The sequence below is a fragment of the Enterocloster bolteae genome, assembly GCF_002234575.2.
In the GTDB taxonomy this organism is placed as follows: domain Bacteria; phylum Bacillota; class Clostridia; order Lachnospirales; family Lachnospiraceae; genus Enterocloster; species Enterocloster bolteae.
This window is the reverse complement of the sequence record NZ_CP022464.2, coordinates 3,184,952-3,205,516: the sequence shown is the minus strand read 5'-3', so window position 1 is coordinate 3,205,516 and position 20,565 is coordinate 3,184,952. Positions and strand designations below refer to the sequence as shown.

Sequence of the window (20,565 nt, the reverse complement as noted above, 5' to 3'; positions counted from 1 at the left end):
AAATTGTCAGCTGACAACTCATTATCCATTGTCCCATATCTCAAGCCAGGCTTCGTAATAATCGCAGCGGTACCCGTCACAGGCAGTTAGCAGATAACGGCCTGTCAGTTGTCCTGAGCCATATCCCATGGACTGGGCGGCTTCCAGGAATGCTCCTGCGTTATTGCAGTCCGGGGATTGGGCATTTACCTTGAGAAGCCCCTTCAGATACAGCCTGGATTCGGCGTCCTGGTCCCGCAGGATGACACTGTTTCCCAAATCATAATCCGGGCAGGCCAGGAAGATACCATACTGTATCTCCTGGCCTTGTTGTGGTTTAATCAGAATGGAGGACTGGTATGGATCTTGTACATAGGTCTCCAGGGATTCCCTGTCCTCAGGAGAAAACAGTTTCATGGCAGGGAGAAGGTCCCTCAGGACCTGAAACGAAGTCCGCTCCAGGTCCATAATGCGCTGGACCATGGAGCGCCGTGTTTGAAGCTTTTCAAGCGTCATCTGCATCTGCCTGATTTGGTCCTCCAGCCGTCTTGCGTTTGTCTCCAGGGTGTGGTCCACATCCTCTACGCACATGCCAGGAATGGACTTTATCTCCTTGATGGACAGAGACAGGCTGCGGTAAAAAATCACATCACATATATCCAGCATGGTTTGGGAAGTGGGACAGCGGTAATGGTTGTCCTTTGACCTTTCAAAGCGAATCAATCCCTCGTCATCCCAGTAACGCAGGGCCGAAGCCGGCAAATGGAACAGTTCTGACACTTCCTTTATACGGCTGATGTGTTTCAAGGTATTCCTCCTTATTAAAAGTCCCTATCAATTTCCATTCTATACAGGGGACCTTATTAAAAACAGATTGACTTTCAAGCAGCTTTAAGGTTTATACTATTCTCATTGTATCAAATAATGGGAGGTTTGTCATGTTAAGACGTTTTATAGGAGCAGTACTTCCGTCCATGCTTGCATTTGCCTTTTCAGGACTTTACACGATTGTGGATGGCTTTTTTATTGGGAGAAACATAGGAGACATTGGACTTGCCGCCGTGAATATTGCCTATCCGCTGGCTGCCCTGGTCCAGGCTGTGGGAACGGGTATCGGCATGGGAGGCGCTGTCTGGATATCCCTTTACCGTGGAAAAGGAGACCGGGAGAGGGAGGAAGAGTGCCTGGGAAATACTCTTACCACCCTGTTTTTGGGAGGGCTTTTGCTTATGGCTGTCCTGTTTGCATTATGCGGCCCGGTCCTCAGACTGTCAGGGGCAGAGGGCAGCGTGTATGGAGAAGCCATGGTATATATCCGTATTCTGATTGGAGGTTCCCTGCTTCAGCTCTTTGCAACCGGCTTTGCACCACTGATTCGAAATTATGAAGGGGCAGTGACAGCCATGGGATCCATGATTGGAGGATTTTTGACCAACATCCTGCTGGACTTCCTGTTTGTAGCTGTATACCACAAGGGTGTGGCGGGCGCCGCGGCCGCCACCGTCATAGGGCAGGGGGTTACAGTGGTCCCTTGTATTTTATTCATGGGAGCCAGAATAAAAGGAATCCGGAAAGAACACTTTTTATTAAAGAAAAAGCAGATGCTCAGGATTGCCGGTACAGGCGTATCGCCATTCGGCCTTACAATCTCCCCCTTTATTGTAATCATGCTGATTAACCGGAGCGCATATGTGTATGGAGGTGAGGCTGCGGTGGCCGCCTATGCAGTGATATCCTATGTGGTAGCCATCGTACAGCTGCTTTTACAGGGAATCGGAGATGGAAGCCAGCCTCTCATGAGCTTTTACCTTGGAATCGGAAAACCAAAGCAGGCCAGAACCGTGCGGAACATGGCATATTTGTTTGCCGCCGTTACTGCTCTGGCCAATATGGGAATTCTCTGCCTTTTGAGGAGTGCTGTTTCCGGCTTTTTCGGCGCATCCTCCGCTGCATTCCCGATTGTGGCTGAAAGTATGCCGGTTTTTACTGCCGGTTTCCTCTTTATTGCCTTTTGCAGGACCACCACATCCTACTTTTATGCAACAAAACAGAACTTGTTTTCCTACCTTTTGGTCTATGGTGAACCAGTACTTTTATTCTTCCTTCTGACCCTTGGACTGCCTCCTGTCATGAAGCTAGAGGGCGTATGGCTGTCTGTTCCCATTACCCAATCACTATTGGCAGTTCTGGGGATAGCTCTTCTGCGGATGGAGGAGAGAAGCATTCCTGGCTATCAATACAGCCCGAAAAATGATTAACATGGTCACTCCAATCAGCAGAAGGCCCATGACACGGTCAATAGACAATGCCATGACAATTTCCTGGTCTATTACCTGCTCTGTTTCTTTTATCATTTCATTCGCCATATGGCGCACCTACCTGTATATAATTTAACTGAATACAATTTTAATATGTTGTTGGACCATGAAGTATATGGTACAATCTGTTTATGAATGACAGAAAAGACAGGAAAGCAACGGACAGATTATGATAAACAGAGAAGACATGCTGGAGCTTACAAGACGGATGACCCTTTCCCGCACCTCCTTTACCAGAATTGCAGGATGTTATGTTGACAGGGATGGGGATTTTGATGGGAGTTTTAATATTAATTTTCTTAAATTATCGGCATCAGAACGGACAAAGAAACTGAAGCTGGCTAAGGAAATCCCCTTTGCAGCCACGAATGTGAACCTGAAAAAGTACGAATATCCTCAAGGTGCGCGGAAACCAGGAAGTATGTGGCAGCTTCTCATGGCCATGAATGAATGCGGCCTGAAAAATGATGCCCTGATGGATACATTTTATGATGTTATTATGGAGCATTACCGTGCAGAGAGGGAGTATGCCATCCTGGTTTTCCATGATCGTTATGATATCCCGGCAAAAGGTTCTGACAAGGAACGCCAGTGGGAATCAGAGGAGGTATTTGAATATATGATTTGCGCTGTCTGCCCCCTGAGCGGGGAGTATGAGCCGGATAAACCCGTATGCGGCTTTTTATTCCCTGCCTTTACGGACAGAAGCGGGGATCTGAATCACATTGACGTATTTCAGGCGGATGCTGGCAAGCCTCACAATGAAATACTGAAGCTTTTGGAAATTATTTGACAGAGTTTGGGCTTCCGGATTCTGGAGGGTGTGCATAAAACCTCCAGAATCCAGAAGCCCTTTGCCGGCAGATGTAAGGAATATGGGACCTTATGATTGGTATATATGATTGGACTGGATTGAAAAGATATTATTGTATTCCCTGATTATACCTATAATCGCAGAGGAACATCATTTCCCTGTGGGACTTAATTCTTTACATCTGCCAATAGTGCATGCCCCTGTCATTTGTTTTATATCGTCCAGGTTCCGGGCGCCGTTATCCAGAGCTTCCAGAATCTGTGCCTTTGTGACACCCGCGCAATAACATATCACTTCACGATTATCCATTATCATTCTCCTTTATCATTTTCTGATAATTTCACTATATCACAAACACTCCAATATATCTATAGAAGCACTGCGCGCGGCTTCCTTTTTCTGGCTTATCCAGGTGAGATGTGATAAAATAGAGACAGATAGCTTTTGACTGAACCCCTCACTGAAACTTGCAGTCAGCGCCAGGCACCACAGAGCTTTTGGCGGGAAAGGCTGGTCATAAATGAAAAAAATAAAATGCCCCATTTGCCAGAAAGAGTTGGAACAGGACAGCATACAATGCCCTTACTGTAAATATAGATTCAAAATCGTGCCCAAGCGCGTTAACAGTCCGGAAGATAATAAAATGCGGTTAGACGGTTACCTGGTATCCGATATCCGGGACTGTCTGGTTCATACCGAAGAAGATACACTGGAACGGTTCAGAAAAGCCCAGAACAAGCCGGAGTTTAACCCTTCCGCCGGATTTGGAGGAAACCTTTGGTTTGCCAAAAGAGGCATGTTTGACATTTCCCTGTGGCTCATTGTCCTCAATATGACAGCAGTCCCTCTGATGGCTGCCGCTTATGGATGGATGCACAAGGGAAGCCGTTCTCTGCCTTATGATACCGGCTATGTATTTCTGTTCCTCCTTATTATGCTGGCGTTGGAATTCTATCCTTTGGGAAAAATAGCGGACCGGATGTTCTGGAAACACACCAGGGAAGTTCTCGATTTTCATGGGTGTAACGACAGGGCAGAGGAAGAGAACCCGGAGTTAAAAAAGATGCTGGCAGAGGACGGCGGACTGTCAACGGCCAACAGTCTGATCATTCTTGGACTGGATCTGCTACTCATGTTTTTCTGTAAACAGGTAACCACAGCAATTTTTCTGTATTTCAGCTACACCAGATAAAGGGGGAGACAATGAAGCCATTGAAAAAGAGCACAGGAATCCTGGCGGCGGTCATCCTTATTGTCATGATATCAGGACTTTTGCTGGCCAATCAGATGATTGATCACCTTGAAAATAATATAACCACGGATTATACAAAGGTATACCATGATGACCTGAATCGGCTGCTGGGAGAGGGGTGGATGGTGCTGGCGAAAGAGAGCGGCTATACGGTCACGCCCTTTGATTCCACTAACATTTATACATGGGAAATCGGTTATAAGGATAAGGACGGACAGGAGCGCTCCATACTGCTCAGTAACTTTAAGGACAGGAGTATGGAACACCCATTCGGATACTGCATAGAAAAGAATTTCCAGACCATGACAGGAGAGGTATATGCCAGGGATGTAATCAGCCCTGTTATTCCCGCTGTCTGTTGGCAGCCTGAGTACTGGATTAGATTTCTCAATTATTATGTCAGCGGAGACCATATAACAGACAGGCCGTATAAGGACCCTGCTGCAGACATAAGTCCCAGGGCAGAGGTAGCGCTTAAGACATCGCCCCTGTTGGATGAATCTGACAGCAGCATGGATTGGGAAAATCCAGAATCAGATTTTTGTTTGTATGATATTGATTATGCCGGTATCTTCAAAAGGAAGCCGGACCTCTGGTATCTAAGCGTTTCTCTGGATTTTTATTTGGAGGATATGGAGCAAGCTGAGTATGCCGGGAAAGCAGATGCCCTGGAGGAAACCGCGAAGCAGGTTCTGGCCCGTCTCAACGAATATACGGGGCATACAGTGAACGCAGAAATCATTTACCCTACAGGTTCAGACCAGAAGGGCACTGCATATCATCACTGGTATGTCATAAACGGCGACATTGTGGACCAGTCCGTATCCGATATACAGCTTCCCATATTTGGTGTCGTTGACCCGATGTATAATCACATGAAAAAATTCTATCATCCGGAGCAGGAATATTAAAACAGTTTGGATGAAAGAGATGGTTTCAACATGTCTGAAAATTGCGCGAAAATGAAATCTATATTTAAACTCGGGTATAGTTAGGCCCGGATAGAACGGCCTTTCTAACTATTCGCGAAAGTCTAGTTTAACGAATAATTAAGACTGATTTAAGTATATAAGGATACATCTTTTAACACTTTTGTTAGGGGGTGTATTTTTTTATGGTTAAGAAACTTTTAAGTGCTCTGTTGGCGCTTTTTATCCTTTCGTCATTCCCCCTGACTGTTTTGGCCGGGGACCTTCCTACATCTACCAATACGATTAACTGGTCAACGGTTGAAGTTTTTGCTTATGGTTCTGGAACCTATAAGAAATCCCTTGGTAAGGTTCAGGAGGCTGGCGGGCAAGGTGCTTTTGGTAAGGAATTTACACCTTCTGACGGTATGGGTATTCAAGGTTTTGTTTTGGTTCTCCCCCGCTCCTCTTTTCCGACAACTGGCAAGTGGAAGGCTCAGGTTTCCATCCAGACAAGTAGCACTTCATTATTGCTTGATAGGATGTATGCCCGTGGCCGTGTTAAAAGACCTAACGCTTCGGATTTATCCGGCCAGCTTCCGAAGATTGCTTCGGACACCATCCCTCCTGACTTCTACACGGTTACATACAACGTAAATAGCCAGTCCCTTACCTCGGTTGAGTTCTTTTTCCCTTATGCGTTTCCTCTTTATGGTACGCAAAGGCTTAACTTTTCCTCGGTCATTTCCTTCCGCGATTATGAATCCGGTAACATTAACAATCCGGTTGCTCCTCTCCCGGATGCATCAGAACAAAATCAGGCGATTGCCAATTCAGTCCAGGATACGGCTAATAATACGGCGGTCTTGGTGCAGAAACAGGATACTATCATTGAGCAAATTGTGGATACCACTCAGACTATCAGTAACCAGCTCCATTCCTTTTGGGACCAGTTGGCGGGTGAGTTCACGAACATGTATAACAAAATGAATCAACATCACTCTGAGGATTTAGCCGCAAACCGGCGCAATACAGAGGATATCATTGATTCCCAGGAATCTAACACCACGAATATCATTAATAACAATAATGCAAATACGGATAAACTTGCAAATGGTTATGATAAATCCCGTCTGGATAATAGCAATGCTCAGTTGAATGATTCGATTCACAATATGCAGGAAAATGAAAAACAGCTAATGGAGGATGTAAGCAATAACATTAATTCGTTCCGTTATGATGATTATTTTACCCGTATTAGGGGGCCTTTATCGGATATATCCTATTTCCTGAATCATATTTACAATAACATGAAGGGCTTGAATATCCCTATTGGCTTTTCCCTTACTCTCACGATTGCCATGCTCTGCATTGGCTATTATCGGTTCAAAGGGGGTACATAGATGTTTCAATTTTTTGATGCGGTTGCCGGGTTTGTTGAAACTGTGGTTGGCTTCATTGTTAACATGATTGCAACGCTTATCCTTGTGATTGTTAACATTGTCCGTTCTGTCGGCTGGCTGGTGATGTGCCTTTCCTATCTCCCGCCCTGGATGGTTGGTTTTGTGGTTGTCCCTATCAGCCTTGCAGTTGTGTTCCAGATTCTTAATAAGGGGTCGTGATTATTATGATGCGTGATTTAATTGATTTTTGTATCTTTATTGTTTCAAAGATTGCTGTCCTTTTGTTTGGCAGTGATTTAGGAGGATATTCATATGGTGATTTTTTGGTCGCTGTCCTTGTTGTTTCTGTGTTTGTTACTACGCTTGTTATTTCCTTCCGTGGTGCGGGAGGCAGTCCATCTTCTGTGGTTCGTCCGCCTAGGGCATCTAAACGTAGTGGTGGTTCTAAGTAGCTTTATCCTGCTCTCCTGCCCTCTCCTGGCCTACGCGGATACAGCTACACCTTCCAACGCTTCCAGGCCGCGCAGGGAAACAGAATTGGTAAGATATGAGGATGCTATACCTGTTGCATCATCTTCCAACGCTTCTTATACGGATTTGGATTTATTGGTTGATGATAGGACCTTAATGGATATTGATGATTTTGAGGATTTAAAACGTGATGATTTACTCCGATACATTTTATGCGAACTTGTTGCTATTCGTGATTCTTTTGGCGGTCCCGGTCTTGCTTCCTCCTCGGATGCTGCGCTTTCTTCCCTGGAGGATGCGCAGGATGTTTCTGACCTGGAGGAAGGCCCTACAGATATTATTCCTATGGACGCCCCTGTCCGTTCGGCGCGTTCGGTTTCTGCTTCTGACGATTATGTTAATGTACTTCGTTATGATGTTTCTATCTCGGGCCAGGAATATACCCTTCTCTTTCCTCCTGAGTATGCGGATTCCCTTTATGTAGACAGCCGGGGCCGTCTGTTCAATGTTTCGGCTAATGCCATTCAAGGCCGTCTGGTGGATGGGAATTTTAATCCATATGCGCAGACAGGTAAGCTTGTGTATCTTACTCCTTGTCTTGGCAATAACTTTTACTCTATCAGGGAGTATGGCTCCCCCAACTATGTCAGGGAATATTATTGGAGTGCGGGCCGTCTCCAATACCGTGATACATACGTCAATATTCAGGTGAATCAATATCATCATATATTCAAGGTTTCTGACACGCTTACATATATCGTTGTCGTTCTGATAGGAGGTTGTTTGATATGTTTATGGAGAAAATCCTCGCGTTGATGGGGGATGTCCCTGTCCAGTTCTATCCGGTTTGTTATGCCTTTGGCTTCATTGCTTTTTTATGGATTGTGGATAAGTTCTTCCATATCTTTGTATCGCTGATAGACAGGCGGTGATTATATGAACCTTAGTATTGTTATGAAGGTTGTTGAATGGATGTTTCATGAGTTATCACTTCTGTTTGATATCCTTTGGAGACATTCCTACTGGGTGGGGATGTTTGTGATTGGTCTGCCCCTTCTTAAGAAGGTTGTAGATATATTTAGGCGACTTTTATAAATTAATAAGGAGGTGTTTGTTTATGTTGAAGATTAAGAATGCGGTTAAGAAGTATCGCTGTGTCCCTGTCGCCACTGGTGTTGCGTCTGTTGCTATGGCTTTCCCGGCTTTTGCTGAGGGGGCTACTCCGGCTACGGGCCTTGACAGCCTGTTAGCCACGTTTTCCGTGGTTACGGCCTGGCTCTGGAAGGAATGTGGGCTTCTGCTCACCTGGATTTTAAGCCAGCCTATCCTTTTGGCCGCCATGTGTCTGTTCTTCGCTGGCGCCGTGGTTGCGTTCTTCATGCGCATTTACCATCAGGTATGATTCAGAAGGGGACCCCGGTCCCCTTCCCCCATTGAGGTGATTTTATGATTGATTTATTCAACCTTTTTATAGATGTGATTCTGTTCCCCATGTCCCCGGATGCCTTTACCCTTGATACGAATATTATGTGGCAGTTCATGCTTTTAATCCTGTTACCCGTTGGCCTTATCCGTATCACGAAACAGCTTGTTAAGGGGGTGTTTTAATGTATGCGCTTTCTGTTCTACTCTTTGGCTTTGGCCTGTTTTGGATTGTCTTTTTTGCTTATCATTTCTTTAAGTATCGCAATCCATATAAGCTCTTTATGGTCTTTGGCAAGAAAGGTAGTGGCAAGACTACGCTCATGTGTAAAATGGCACTTAAATACCGTAAGAAGGGGTGGCACGTCTATAGCAACGTGCATATACCTGGAACTTATCACTTCGATACCGTTGATATTGGTGTTGCCCATTTTCCTGAAAATTCTATCCTGCTTATAGATGAGGTGGGCCTTGTATGGGATAACCGTAATTTCAAGTCCTTCCCGGAACACGTAAAGGTTTATTTCAAATATCAGCGGCAGTATAAACATATCGTGTATCTGTTCTCCCAGTCCTTTGATGTTGACAAGAAGATACGTGACCTTACTGACCATCTGTACATCATCCACAACTTCCTGAACTGCTTTTCCATTGCCAGGCGTATCACAAAGACAGTTGCCGTTGTCCATGCGGATAAGTCGGCCAGCGGTGAATCAAAGATAGTGGATGATTACAACATTGATTCCCTGCTCCTGGCCCCCTTCGGTTCCGTGCGTTTTACCTACATCCCGAAGTATGTAAAGTATTTCAATTCCTACAATCCTCCCCAGCTCCCGGAGAAGGAGTTTGAATACATGCCGTTCCCGGAACTGGTGAAACAGGGGAAGCTGGGAGCGCTCCGCCGGGCGATGGCCGGCGGACGCGTACAGCTTCATGAGGTCGTGAGGAAATGGAACCGTAAGAAACGGTGACCGACTTCGGACCCCTGTCTAATTAGGTCCGAAGTCCTGAAAAATTCTTTCACTTTGTATAGTTTTTTAACAATCTTTTAGGAGGTCCTGCTCATGCTTTACTACTTCAATCCGCTCCTTGAGGATGGCATATTTTATTCCTGTGATTCCCTCCGGTACTCTTTTGAGTTTCCAGACGTAGATACAGTTGAATCCTTCCTTTCCTTCCTCTCCCATCTTCCAGGCTGTACGCATTATCATTCTTTAAAGGATTTTGATTACCGATACCTTTTTGTATTTGGTATCAAAGGATTATCATTTTCCATTGGACTTTGTATGAATGGTGTAAAGAAAGAAACAGTTTTACAGGGTTTCCTGGACTTTAACCCAAACAAGATACTTGGTGAGATTGCTTATGATGATGGGTTCATGCGTACAAGTGTATCTCCTTTTGACCAGGAGGAAGTGGAATACAGAGGCCTGCAAAGCCAGATAGGACAGCTCCTAAGAACGGTCCTAAACGAACTGTTCCCCATGGTAGAAACAATAAAGATAAAAAGATGGGATTTAGCAGTGGACGTGCCATATGGCCGTGACTGTGTACAGCTTATCAAGGATAACAGGAAATACAGCCAATTTTACAAATCAGCGCAGGACTTTACAGAATATTTAGGATGTATGTCCGCTCCCGGCCGGGTAAAGGTCTACAACAAACAGATAGAGGCTGGCCTTGATTATCCCCTCACCCGGATAGAGGTCACGCTGGATAGCCTGGACTACATAGATTGCTGTCGCTGCTGGCCCAATGTCTATACCCGTAAAGTGATAGACCTGGCGGAATCAAAGGTCATGGTGCAGCTTCTCGCGGAACAGCCTGTTGACAGAATGGATTATTATCTCCGTCAGATGTCAGCGCCTACGAAACGTAGGTATAAGGCCCTGCTCCTGGACCGTCCCTTTGAGATTGAGGGTCCCATATTTAACAAGTTGCGCAGTCAGTTATTGAGATATCAGGAGGGAAATTTTTATGAATAAGCCAGTTGGAAAAATCAAAGTCAATGTTTACCTGACCACGAAGCAGTATGACCGCCTTTGCAGGTACATGGAGTTCTGTGAATGCTACTCCACCCCGGCTGAAATGGCAACAAGGCTTGTCCAGGTCGGCCTGGCCGAGGCAATCAAGCGTGGGGCGATTGAGGAGGATTAATATGACGTCTGAGGATAAAATTTATTTCTGTTCGGTTTTCTTTGTTGTTTTGCCGCTTTTATACTTTGCTATCCATAACTATTTTGTCCGCAAGCGTTCGCGTGGCAGGAAGTATACCGACTTGGACATGATTGTATGTTATGTTTACATGATTGCATTTATTCTGTTTTCCTTTTACTTTAAGTACATTGCTAATCTTTGAATTTTTTAAATAGGAACATGGCTAATACTGCGGCTCCTATGCTCCAAAAAGCTTTATTTGTAGCTAGTCCAATGATTCCATTAATTATATTTCTCATATGTGCTCCTTTCGCATATCCCCGGCATAGAGCCGGGGATTTTGCTGTCATAGTGCTTTTGGTAATATGCCTTTTGCTTCCAGGACTGCAATAAGTGTTTCAATAGCGTCATTTGCTTGTGCTATGTCTCTCCTGGTATCTCTTTCGGCTATTTTTACATCAAGGGTCAGATTATCAAGTTTTTTATGTGTGGCCTGTTCTTTGATTTCTAATACGGTTAGCCGGTCTTTCACTTTGCTGATTTCCTCATGTATGGGTTCCAATTCTTCTTTTAGCATTCCTCTGATGGCTTCTATTAACTCTTTATTTTCCATTTTGTTGTCCTCCTTGATAAAATGTTGCCTTAGGTCTTTAAAATCGCTTCTCGTTCATTCTGGTGCGTTTGTGGCCCTATTTCATGTTGATATCCCCATGTATATTTCCGGCTACAATTCCTTTGTTATGATTTATTTGGATTCCAGGTGTATTATTCATATCCCGTTGTATTAGGTCATTTACATACGCATTCAAGCTTTTATAGCCTTTGGCCTTCCAGTATTCTTCTATTACTGCTTTTTGGCCTTTGGGTACTTGTATGTTTAGGCGGTCATATTTTTCTTTCGTAAATTCGTTTTTGTATTTTGTTGCATTAAAGCTAGACATATTCCTCTCCTGTTATTCTTGTGCAAGATGCAAGATTATATATCTTTAATCTTGTGTAAGATGTCAATATTATTCTTGTGCAAGATGTGATAAGATATAGGTGTAACGATAAGTAACAATTAAGCGCTTAGTTAGTATCTATTTTACCACAAATTTAGTTAGTTCACAAGAATGATTTAGTTAGTGCATAAGGAGGATTTAATATGATGGATAAAAAGCGTATTCGCCAGACACTTAATGATTTTGTAGAACGGTATCTTCTTGGTGATGTTGATGGTGATTTCCGTTTTAACTATATTTGGATTCGTTCACAGTTGAGTTTTGCATTCAGCATTGATGCAATTACGATTGATGAGTTTGATGCTTTGTCTTCCGTTGTCCTTCACGCTTATAAAACTGACAGGAGGGGTCCAGAATGCGTAGACTTTCCAAGGCTCTCATAGAGCAGGAACAAAATGAAACCAGTGTGGCGATATGCCGGGCCATGGCCTTGCATGACCAGTGCCGTGTGGATGTTCTTCAATATCATTTCGCCCGCCTGGAACATATTTTGGCTTACCTGGACGAAAAGACGGATTCCATCCCGTCCATATCCAGTGAGGTCCAGACAACATAGCTTGTTCTCCGGGGTATCCTTTTTCGGCTCTGCCCTGGATTACATATAACAATCAATTAGTTAGTTGAGAAAGAGAGGTTTTGATTATGGTATATGAGATTTTAGGCATTGAGAGATTCGAGGGTATCTCTAAAAAGACTGGTAAGCCTTATGACTTCACCCGTTTCTATGCAGTTCCATCCAGACAGCCCGATAAAGTCCGTGGCCGCCGTGTGGAACAGGTTGACGTCTGGAACGGTGAATATGCCCCGGATATTTCTGGTATTCATCCAGAGGATTTTGTGGATATCTCCTATGGCCGCGGTGGTTTTGTCGAGGAATGCCGTCTGGTCGATTCTCCAAACTAGTGGAAGCGAAGTCCCCGGCCCCCGGTGTAGCCTAGGGGCCGGGAATACCCCCTTCCCCTTGACTACAGAAAGTGCCAGGTCCCTGGCGGTAGCGATTCATCATGCCATGGATGTGCCTACGGGGTCGCGAACATAAGAAATCAATAGAAAGTAGTGGTTGGATGAACATAGAACTTACGGAACGGGAACTGCGCTATCTTAACCGGGTGGTTAATGTCCGTCTGGATGAATTGATAGAACGCTGTGCCCGGATTCGCCGGATACGTTCTCTTGAGGATATTATTACCAGTGAGCGTTTTAGCATTGCTGAATCAGAAATTAAGGTCATGAAAGGGGTCCATGATAAGATTGCTGACGCCCTCTCTGACTGTAACATGTAACAAGCTGTATCCTTGCATACTTAATAAAATAAGCTAACTATTCGCGATAAGTCTAGTTTAACGAATAGTTAGCAGGGGTGAGGTTCCTTGTTCTTTCTATATATCAATATATCAATTCTTGATAACTCCCATTGTTTAAAATTGAATAAAGGATGTGATGTTTTATGTCTGTTGCCACTCCTTCTGAGGTCAGACCTTCTGACAATAAAGTCTCTGGCTTACAGTACTTACTTAATGATTATGAGTGGGAATTTGATACAGTCAGAATCTCTGGATACGTCCATTGATAATGCAAACATTTGCCATACTGCTGAAAATACGGCCAATATCGTTCCGTTGCTTTTGTGTGCCTTTTTCCTGCTGACTCTTATCCTTGGTTGTCTGCTTTGTGTTATATTCAACCGCTTCTTTAGAAATTGATATCATGCGTTATAATGGTGAGGAGCTTCTCCCCTTCCCTCTTATCTATCTGAGGCTCATAAACCCAAACACGGATATATTTTACTAAGCCTACATGAGAAAAAAACGCCTTCTGTCCTGTTTTAGCTTAGAATTTCTGCTGAACAGCCGATATATAATTTATAATAACGAAGGGGGGATTGCAAGTTGTGCAGAAGAATTTTCTTATCTGTCCTGTTTTTTACGGCGGTGTTACTGCTGAAGGTGGATTTTTTTGATTCTTATGCTCTGCCCCTTAAAGGAGACATAGAGGTACAGACAGCGGATGGAAGCAATACAGTTGAGGCACCAGGAATAATTGTGATTCAGGATACAATTTCTGGGGAGGGCGGGCTGGAAACAAAGGGGCTCCAGGATATCAAGGATGACCGGATAAACAAAGCAGCGCAGGAAAAACAGGCAGATACGGACGTTCCCTTACAGGCCAGTTCCCAGGGAGCCGCCGGGGAAGAATCCTGCGGCATGTTTGAAATCACTGGTTATTGCAGCTGTGAATTGTGTACCGGGGAAAACCATTTTACCAAATCAGGGACCGCTCCCAGGCCAGAATATACGGTTGCTGCTGATCCAGATGTGTTTCCATTGGGCAGCAGGATTCGGATTGGAGAGATTATTTATTTAGTGGAAGATACTGGGGCTTCCATCAAAGGAAATGTTGTGGACATCTATTATGAAACCCACGAAGAGGCGGTTGCCAATGGTAGATACGAGACAGAGGTGTTTTTAATAAGAGGTATGTGATAATCCGGATACAGGGTTTATGATATCATCATTCTGACACCCCCATTGTTTCCAATGGGGGCGTTTTGCAGCAGGCAGGACTAATCTTCCCTTCTCGGCAGCCAGTTGTTTCACATTACCGCACAGGACTCATTGCCTGCTATGAGTCCTTTACCGTTAATCTCTTACTGAACCGTGATAAGGCGGAATTGACTAATCAGTTTCTTTAGCAGCTGAGCCTGCCCTGACAGTTCCTCACTGGCCGCAGCGCTTTCTTCCGCAGTGGCGCTGTTCGTCTGTACGACACTGGAAACCTGGTCAATTCCCTGAGTGACCTGTCCGATGGCATCTGCCTGTTCTGTGGAATCATTGGATATCTGTCCAATGGTGGCTACCACATCCTTTACACCTGAAACCACGTCCGAAAGGTTCTTAGCAGTATCATCAGCTATTCTTGTACCATTAAGAACAGCGCGCAGGGAGTTTTCAATAAGGGCTGACGTACTGTTTGATGCATCTGCTGATTTGCTTGCAAGACTCCTCACCTCATCAGCTACCACGGCAAAGCCCTTCCCTGCCTCCCCGGCTCTGGCAGCCTCCACGGCAGCGTTTAATGCCAATATATTGGTCTGGAAGGCAATATCTTCAATGGTCTTAATAATCTTTCCTATTTCTTTGGAAGAACTGCTGATTTCATCCATGGCGTGTATCATGTCCTGCATCTGGCGGTTGCTTTCCGTTATCCGGCGGCCCATTTCCACAGCCTTCTCATTGGCGCTCAGAGCATTCTCTGCGTTCCGCTTAATACGGGATGCAATTTCGTTTACAGTAGCCGCCACTTCTTCAATGGAGCTGGCCTGTTCCGTAGAGCCTTGTGACAAAGACTGTGCCCCGATGGATACCTGCTCCGAACCGGAGGATACCTGCTCGGCCGCCTCGTTGATTTCTCCCATAGTATTGCTAAGGGAATGGATTATCGTAAACAATGACTCTTCAATTGTTATAAACGCCCCTTTGTACTTTTCATTAGGGGAAATATTAAAATTACCATGGGATATTTCGCTCAGTCCTCTGGATATATCTGTGATGTAGCGCCGCATCATCCCGGCAGCCTCGGAAAATGAGCGTGTCATCTCTCCCACCTCATCATTGGAATCGTTGGAGATGAATATATCTAAATCTCCCTGGGCAAGCTTGAACGCGGCATCCCTTACGTTCAGAATCGGCCTGGATATAAGCCGCGCAACCCAGAAGGACATTGCCACGGATATACTCACTGAAATTATAATAACAAAGACAATCATATATATAATAAGCCTGCTGTTATCCGTAAGGGACCTGGATATTTCATTTCCCATCTGTTTGTTAAGGTCCGCCAGCTTTTGGGCTGCGTTCATAGCATTATTAAGAATCGGTCTTGCCTGGTTCCTGAATATGTCCAACGCCTCATCATTATGGTTTTTAAGTCCCATTTCCACCACCTGGGATCGGATTTCCATATACCTGGGCAGTTCCTGGTCAATAACAGCAATCAGCGACTGTTCTTCCGGCGTCTGGCAATTTATCTTCAGAGCATCCAGGGACTGCTGCATTTTCTGGTCAATCTGTTCCAGCTCGCTGCGGGAATTCTGTATCTCCTTCTCCTCAGTAAGAAGCACAATATCCCTCACAACAGCAGAGCCTTTATTGAGGTATGTATCAAATGAGCCGATATCTCCTTGGCTAAACCCATTTTCCACAAGAGCTTTGCTGTAGTTCTGATCTGACCAGTGCAAAAAAAATGCCCCCAATATACCAGATATACTGGACAGACATGTAACCAGCATAAAACATAGTATCAGTTTTGGACCAATCTTTAAATTCTTCATTTTTGCTCCCTTTCCTTATTTGTACATATTCTGTTCGTGATTTATCAGATAGTATGATATTTGTTTCTGATAATGCATATTATCAATAGGACTGTTCCAAAATAACCTGTTTTTTTATTTTTATCATACAATAATCTCACACTTTTTCGCATACCGACAAAATAAGTTGTAATTTTTTAATCCTGGGGGATTATAAATTTAGTTTTATTGTCGAAATATATTATAGTTATGCGCACAGGTATCCGCATTTATCTATATAGGAGTTATTTGTTTTGGTTGATAATATGCATTATGGGAAGCCGCTGTTTTGGTCAATATTTATCAGAGAGGCTATCGTGGCTATAATATTTATTATTTATTAAAAATCCCCTGTGCAGTTAAAATGCACAAGGGATTTAGTGTTCTTTCTGGATACCTTGTATCCACTTAATATTTTCTCACACGCTTTGTGTTTACATAATATTTTTACGTAAACCAAATAATCTAACTAACATAAAAATGCTATGAGTCTTTCCCTCCACTCATCCCCTCTCCTGCTTCTGACAAGGTGTTTTCACATTCAGCCCGTTTAAATAATCCGTTCCCCAGGTACACATCACATCCAGCACCGGAATAATGCTTTTGCCGAATTCGGTCAGGGAATAGATAGTCCTGGGCGGTTTCTCCGGTATAACTTCTCTGGAAATCATACCCGATGTTTCCAGGCCGCGAAGCTGCTGGGAAAGCATTTTAGGTGTTGCGCCGGGAATGAGCCGCTGTAACTCCATATAGTGAAGCGGCTCTTTTATCAGATGCCAGAGAATAATTGGTTTGTATTTTCCGCCAATCAAGGATAAGGTCGCCTCCACCGGACAGTTGAACATGCTTCTTTCCTGCTGTGTCATGATTTCCTCCTGTTTGTCCTGCTATTGCTTACGGGGATACTATGGTTTTGGGAAGTATCTACCTTAAAAGTGCATTCTTGTGAATTATATGACAGATGATAAAATAAAGTCAATGGTTGTAAAATCAATGGTTGATTTGATGCCATAATAAAAATCAGAAAGGAATTTAATATTATGGAGTTTCTCAGTATCGCAAAGCAGCGTTTTTCTGTGCGCAGTTATACCAGTCAGCATGTAGAACCAGAAAAGCTGGAGAAAATTCTGGAAGCCGCCCGTGTTGCCCCCACTGCTGCCAATCTGCAGCCGATCCGTCTGATTGTCGCCCAAAGTGAGCAAAGCCTTGCAAAAATCGGAAAGGCTGCTAACATCTACGGAGCTCCCCTGGCCATCATTGTCTGCGCAGACCATGAGAAGGCATGGGTTCGTCCCTTTGACAAAAAACAGACCGGCGACATTGACGCCTCTATTCTGACAGACCATATGATGCTGCAGGCCACGGAACTGGGCCTGGGAAGCGTTTGGGTATGCTATTTTAATCCGGACATTTTGTGCAGGGAGTTTGAACTGCCGGAACATCTTGAACCAGTCAATATTCTGGCAATTGGATATTCCAATGCCGGAACTGCTGATACCAGCCGCTTTGACCGGCAGAGAATTGCCCTGAGCCAGCTGGTAACGTATGAAAAATAATAGCATTTCTTTTAACAAATCGCCCTATTGCCTGGCAGACATCTTCAAGGCAATAGGACGATTTCGCATTCTTCCGCCGCTTCCTAGCCAATACCATAATACCGGGTTCCTGAGGACTGGGTGGCCTCGGGCACCATTCCGCCGAATCCCCCCGCTGCATTCCTGGTCAGTCCCAGCAATGTGCAAAAGCGGTACAGAAAACTTTTAAAATGGGAAGGCCTCACTACAGTCAGCTTTTTCGGCTCGCCATTATCCCTGACCTGATAAATCCGAATCCCCTTCTTTTGATAGCGCAGAAGTATATGGGCCAGATCATTCTGTATCTCCTTGGTTCTTACATAAATGGATTCGATACCCTGGGCCTTCAGAAAATCAGCCGAGGGGGCGTCCTGCGGAAAGACGCACCAGCGGTTATCATATCTTCCCGGCTGTCGGGCCGTACCTTTCATTCTGGCCGCATCCAGAAGAAATGCAGGCGGCGCATCTGGACGAATATGCTGGCAGCTAAGGTAATCTGCACCTTGATACAACGTTTCCGCCACAGATGTTACATCCACGGCCATGGACCACTTATCGGCGCCGTAGACACCGTTATAAAGAGGTACAGGACGGTAACCCATTTGAGCCAGGGCAAGTCCCTCCAGTACGCCTCTCTTTCCAGGCAAATCCACAAACAGAGCCGTTCTGCCGTCCCCATAAGGGGCCCATTTAACGGAAGGCAGAACCAGCTTTTCCGGAACCTGCTGGAGCGTCCGGGCAAACAGCACCGGCTTGGCCCACTGAGTCCACAGAGCATTGTCCGGCGCCCAGATTCGGTATGTATTGTAATTGTCATTCATTGGGTTTATCCTCCTTCTCCACCAATAGGGGAATATCCTTTGCCCTGGCATCTATGCGGGGAAAGGGACTGATGCGCCCATAAAAACCGGCAGCTTTGCCATCTACTGTAAACACTCCCACACAGAGATGAAAATGTTCCCCCTCATCGCCAGAAACCGGTTTGCTTTCAAACCGTTTCTGTACAATCCAGTCTTTTGGGTGCCAGCGGACATTTCTCTGAATCTGCCTGTATTCCTTTGGAGTCAGTGCCTCCCGAGTGGAAATCCCCTCCCCCACACGGCCAAGGGCGGGTTTGTAAATCCACCCATCCCCAAATTTACCGGCCTCCGGAGCGCGGGTCTCAGGAAGCAATGCCCTCCATGCAGGCAGTTCAAGCCCCAGCTCATCCCATATAAGCGGCAGACGCTTGGACTGGGCAAAAACAGCGATTGGATGGTTGCAGGATGGTGTCTGTGTATCATAATAACCGCCCCAGTCCGTTCGTCCGGAAAGATTGGGGAGCCATTCCAGGGGATAAAACCGCACAATTCCGCCTACAGGGCCTTCTTCCCCCTGAATCAGGCTTACCGCCTGCTGCTCCCTCCAGATAAGATGGTCAGGGGCCGCATACAGGGAACGGTATCCATTTTCTTCAAAATAGTCCCCTAAAAACTGCATGACCTGGCGGTCATCCGCATATGAGGTAGCATGTACAAAAGCAATCCTTACGCCGGGACCGGTTCTCTTTTGGAATGCCTCCAACAAACTGCGGGCCACATGGCCTTGTGGTTCATACTGCGGAAAATACGGCTGCGCGATTCTCGGGAGTACAGACGCTTCCGCCAGACCTCCTGGAACATCGCTGTTGACCTCTGATACTGAGCAGCCATCTGTGGTGGGATGAAAGTCAAAGCGCATGAGCCTAACATGTCTTTCCGGGGAATAACTGCCCATTCTGGGAATTGCCTTCTTTACCTTAGACGGCAGGCCCAGTTTTTTTACCAAATCGCTCCGTTCCATCATAGCCTGCTCAATCTCCATAGTCTCAGCGGACAGCTGTTCCGCCCATTGTTCCAGTTGTCTGGCTGTCTGGCTGTCCAGAAGCACCACATGCTCAGCCACTGTGTTGTGGTCCTCCACCTGAGGATCCCATTTGTATGCCCTAAAAATTGCCTCATAACGGTAATCCGAATACCGTTCACCGGGAATTCGGGCAAGCACCGCCCCGCTCACAGGAGTACCCCGCCGGAAATACGTTCCGGAATCCCATGAAAAATCAAAAGCACAATACCGGCATAGACCAGGTAAATAACCCCCCAAAGAACTGACGGAAGTATATTTGCCTGCAGACGGTTGTCCGCAAGGGAACGGGACGGACGTATGTAAAACCACTCCACCGCAAGAGAAAACAGCATAAGGGGAAGCACAGGCCATCCAACGGAGAACTCCATGAGCGTGGCTTGGGTGGAGGTCCAGTCCCCGCCCGACGCATAAGCCAGTATCAGGCTGCTGGCAATCAGATAAGCACCGAAACGGATGCCGCTGCCCATGTCACGATCCACGCTGACCCGCTCGGATATATCAGTCAAGAGATTTATCACCAGCGCCAGTCCAAGCCAGGTAATAAACCCCAGTCCTGCGGCAAATAAGACAACCCACCAGCCGGGTCCATCCCCTGTGTTGGCTCCCGCGTAAATAAGAGTCACTCCCACAAATCCCCCGGCAGCCGGAAAAACCGCAGCCTTATTATCCAGGTGGACGGCGTCAAAGGGCCAGGATAAATCCAGGCATTCCATCATGAAAACCCCGCCGCATATCCACGCATATCCCATAAGAATATAAAAAACAACCCAAATTCCAACCACGTCATAGGATGCCATGGTCAGTAGAACAAAAAGTATGATGGCCAAGGAAACAGGGGGAAGGCAGCCCAAAACCCGGCGCCCCGTCTCCCCATGTTCAGGCGGCCAGGTCTCAAGCAGCGGCATATACCATTTATACAAAAACCTGCACGTAACGTACGCGCTGCCCAAAAACAAAAAAACCTCTGTTTCATACCAATAGGATACTGCTGCGGCAATTCCGAAAACCAACATTTCCATAAATAGAACCTCCAG

General features: G+C 45.5%; 28 protein-coding genes. 19 read left to right on the top strand and 9 right to left on the bottom strand.

Annotation, left to right across the window (positions count from 1 at the left end):
• Positions 1-21 precede the first annotated feature (21 nt).
• A complete protein-coding gene (locus tag CGC65_RS15075; protein ID WP_002567686.1) occupies positions 22-786 on the bottom strand; it encodes a MerR family DNA-binding transcriptional regulator in 765 nt (254 codons plus the stop codon).
• Between the two features lie 131 nt (positions 787-917).
• Between CGC65_RS15075 and CGC65_RS15070 the strand changes: the two genes are divergently transcribed.
• The gene (locus tag CGC65_RS15070; RefSeq protein ID WP_002567685.1) at positions 918-2,237 is read left to right on the top strand and encodes an MATE family efflux transporter; all 1,320 of its coding nucleotides are present in this window, start codon (positions 918-920) and stop codon (positions 2,235-2,237) included.
• A gap of 229 nt (positions 2,238-2,466) precedes the next feature.
• On the top strand, positions 2,467-3,090 hold the full coding sequence (locus CGC65_RS15060; protein ID WP_002567683.1) for a DUF4317 family protein: 624 nt from the start codon (positions 2,467-2,469) through the stop codon (positions 3,088-3,090).
• 90 nt (positions 3,091-3,180) lie between these two features.
• Here the strand turns inward: CGC65_RS15060 and CGC65_RS31850 are convergent, their stop codons facing one another.
• Positions 3,181-3,426, bottom strand: coding sequence for a (2Fe-2S)-binding protein (locus CGC65_RS31850; protein ID WP_240162627.1), 246 nt, complete (start codon positions 3,424-3,426; stop codon positions 3,181-3,183).
• Positions 3,427-3,631: 205 nt separating this feature from the next.
• Between CGC65_RS31850 and CGC65_RS15050 the strand changes: the two genes are divergently transcribed.
• The 11 genes from CGC65_RS15050 to CGC65_RS15010 all read left to right on the top strand — a co-directional run bounded on the left by CGC65_RS15050 (position 3,632) and on the right by CGC65_RS15010 (position 10,724).
• On the top strand, positions 3,632-4,303 hold the full coding sequence (locus tag CGC65_RS15050; RefSeq protein WP_002567681.1) for a TFIIB-type zinc ribbon-containing protein: 672 nt from the start codon (positions 3,632-3,634) through the stop codon (positions 4,301-4,303).
• A gap of 11 nt (positions 4,304-4,314) precedes the next feature.
• Positions 4,315-5,274 (top strand): hypothetical protein, encoded by a 960-nt coding sequence (locus CGC65_RS15045; protein ID WP_002567680.1) that lies wholly within the window; start codon positions 4,315-4,317, stop codon positions 5,272-5,274.
• 203 nt (positions 5,275-5,477) lie between these two features.
• On the top strand, positions 5,478-6,674 hold the full coding sequence (locus CGC65_RS15040; RefSeq protein WP_002567668.1) for a hypothetical protein: 1,197 nt from the start codon (positions 5,478-5,480) through the stop codon (positions 6,672-6,674).
• The gene (locus CGC65_RS15035) at positions 6,675-6,893 is read left to right on the top strand and encodes a hypothetical protein (protein WP_002567667.1); all 219 of its coding nucleotides are present in this window, start codon (positions 6,675-6,677) and stop codon (positions 6,891-6,893) included.
• A 93-nt stretch (positions 6,894-6,986) separates the two neighbouring features.
• On the top strand, positions 6,987-7,961 hold the full coding sequence (locus CGC65_RS15030; protein WP_002567666.1) for a hypothetical protein: 975 nt from the start codon (positions 6,987-6,989) through the stop codon (positions 7,959-7,961).
• Positions 7,934-8,077: a hypothetical protein gene (locus tag CGC65_RS31335; protein ID WP_002567665.1), complete on the top strand. Its 144-nt coding sequence runs from the start codon at positions 7,934-7,936 to the stop codon at positions 8,075-8,077. Before CGC65_RS15030 ends, CGC65_RS31335 begins: the two co-directional genes overlap by 28 nt.
• Before the next feature lie 185 nt (positions 8,078-8,262).
• Positions 8,263-8,547, top strand: coding sequence for a hypothetical protein (locus CGC65_RS15025; protein WP_002567663.1), 285 nt, complete (start codon positions 8,263-8,265; stop codon positions 8,545-8,547).
• A gap of 44 nt (positions 8,548-8,591) precedes the next feature.
• The gene (locus CGC65_RS31330) at positions 8,592-8,753 is read left to right on the top strand and encodes a hypothetical protein (RefSeq protein WP_002585212.1); all 162 of its coding nucleotides are present in this window, start codon (positions 8,592-8,594) and stop codon (positions 8,751-8,753) included.
• On the top strand, positions 8,753-9,538 hold the full coding sequence (locus tag CGC65_RS15020) for a zonular occludens toxin domain-containing protein (RefSeq protein WP_002567662.1): 786 nt from the start codon (positions 8,753-8,755) through the stop codon (positions 9,536-9,538). The genes CGC65_RS31330 and CGC65_RS15020 overlap by 1 nt, the downstream gene beginning before the upstream one ends.
• Positions 9,539-9,631: 93 nt before the next feature.
• On the top strand, positions 9,632-10,552 hold the full coding sequence (locus CGC65_RS15015; RefSeq protein WP_002567661.1) for a hypothetical protein: 921 nt from the start codon (positions 9,632-9,634) through the stop codon (positions 10,550-10,552).
• Positions 10,545-10,724 (top strand): hypothetical protein, encoded by a 180-nt coding sequence (locus tag CGC65_RS15010; RefSeq protein WP_002567660.1) that lies wholly within the window; start codon positions 10,545-10,547, stop codon positions 10,722-10,724. Before CGC65_RS15015 ends, CGC65_RS15010 begins: the two co-directional genes overlap by 8 nt.
• A gap of 346 nt (positions 10,725-11,070) precedes the next feature.
• Here the strand turns inward: CGC65_RS15010 and CGC65_RS15000 are convergent, their stop codons facing one another.
• Both CGC65_RS15000 and CGC65_RS14995 read right to left on the bottom strand, forming a co-directional pair.
• Positions 11,071-11,337, bottom strand: a complete 267-nt coding sequence (locus tag CGC65_RS15000; RefSeq protein WP_002567658.1) for a hypothetical protein — start codon at positions 11,335-11,337, stop codon at positions 11,071-11,073.
• 76 nt (positions 11,338-11,413) lie between these two features.
• Positions 11,414-11,665, bottom strand: a complete 252-nt coding sequence (locus CGC65_RS14995; RefSeq protein WP_002567657.1) for a hypothetical protein — start codon at positions 11,663-11,665, stop codon at positions 11,414-11,416.
• A 203-nt stretch (positions 11,666-11,868) separates the two neighbouring features.
• On the opposite strand from CGC65_RS14995, the gene CGC65_RS14990 reads away from it, so the two are divergent.
• From CGC65_RS14990 to CGC65_RS14965, 5 genes are all read left to right on the top strand, one after another.
• Positions 11,869-12,108, top strand: coding sequence for a hypothetical protein (locus CGC65_RS14990; protein WP_002567656.1), 240 nt, complete (start codon positions 11,869-11,871; stop codon positions 12,106-12,108).
• Complete coding sequence (locus CGC65_RS14985) at positions 12,081-12,281, top strand: hypothetical protein (RefSeq protein WP_002567655.1); 201 nt, start codon at positions 12,081-12,083, stop codon at positions 12,279-12,281. The genes CGC65_RS14990 and CGC65_RS14985 overlap by 28 nt, the downstream gene beginning before the upstream one ends.
• Before the next feature lie 86 nt (positions 12,282-12,367).
• Positions 12,368-12,628, top strand: a complete 261-nt coding sequence (locus CGC65_RS14980; RefSeq protein WP_002567654.1) for a hypothetical protein — start codon at positions 12,368-12,370, stop codon at positions 12,626-12,628.
• Between the two features lie 161 nt (positions 12,629-12,789).
• A complete protein-coding gene (locus tag CGC65_RS14975) occupies positions 12,790-13,008 on the top strand; it encodes a hypothetical protein (RefSeq protein ID WP_002567653.1) in 219 nt (72 codons plus the stop codon).
• Between the two features lie 606 nt (positions 13,009-13,614).
• Complete coding sequence (locus CGC65_RS14965) at positions 13,615-14,208, top strand: 3D domain-containing protein (RefSeq protein WP_002567652.1); 594 nt, start codon at positions 13,615-13,617, stop codon at positions 14,206-14,208.
• 164 nt (positions 14,209-14,372) lie between these two features.
• Here the strand turns inward: CGC65_RS14965 and CGC65_RS14960 are convergent, their stop codons facing one another.
• The gene (locus tag CGC65_RS14960; protein WP_002567651.1) at positions 14,373-16,055 is read right to left on the bottom strand and encodes a methyl-accepting chemotaxis protein; all 1,683 of its coding nucleotides are present in this window, start codon (positions 16,053-16,055) and stop codon (positions 14,373-14,375) included.
• A gap of 521 nt (positions 16,056-16,576) precedes the next feature.
• Positions 16,577-16,939, bottom strand: coding sequence for a winged helix-turn-helix transcriptional regulator (locus CGC65_RS14955; RefSeq protein WP_002567650.1), 363 nt, complete (start codon positions 16,937-16,939; stop codon positions 16,577-16,579).
• 174 nt (positions 16,940-17,113) lie between these two features.
• On the opposite strand from CGC65_RS14955, the gene CGC65_RS14950 reads away from it, so the two are divergent.
• A complete protein-coding gene (locus tag CGC65_RS14950) occupies positions 17,114-17,629 on the top strand; it encodes a nitroreductase family protein (RefSeq protein ID WP_002567649.1) in 516 nt (171 codons plus the stop codon).
• Between the two features lie 83 nt (positions 17,630-17,712).
• On the opposite strand, the gene CGC65_RS14945 is transcribed toward CGC65_RS14950, so the two are convergent.
• Genes CGC65_RS14945 through CGC65_RS14935 form a run of 3 tightly spaced genes read right to left on the bottom strand, consistent with a single transcriptional unit; the run spans position 17,713 to position 20,550 of the window.
• Complete coding sequence (locus tag CGC65_RS14945; protein ID WP_002567648.1) at positions 17,713-18,468, bottom strand: hypothetical protein; 756 nt, start codon at positions 18,466-18,468, stop codon at positions 17,713-17,715.
• Positions 18,461-19,681, bottom strand: coding sequence for a glutathionylspermidine synthase family protein (locus CGC65_RS14940; RefSeq protein WP_002567647.1), 1,221 nt, complete (start codon positions 19,679-19,681; stop codon positions 18,461-18,463). Before CGC65_RS14940 ends, CGC65_RS14945 begins: the two co-directional genes overlap by 8 nt.
• Positions 19,678-20,550: a DUF350 domain-containing protein gene (locus CGC65_RS14935; protein ID WP_038281714.1), complete on the bottom strand. Its 873-nt coding sequence runs from the start codon at positions 20,548-20,550 to the stop codon at positions 19,678-19,680. Before CGC65_RS14935 ends, CGC65_RS14940 begins: the two co-directional genes overlap by 4 nt.
• Positions 20,551-20,565: the final 15 nt, after the last annotated feature.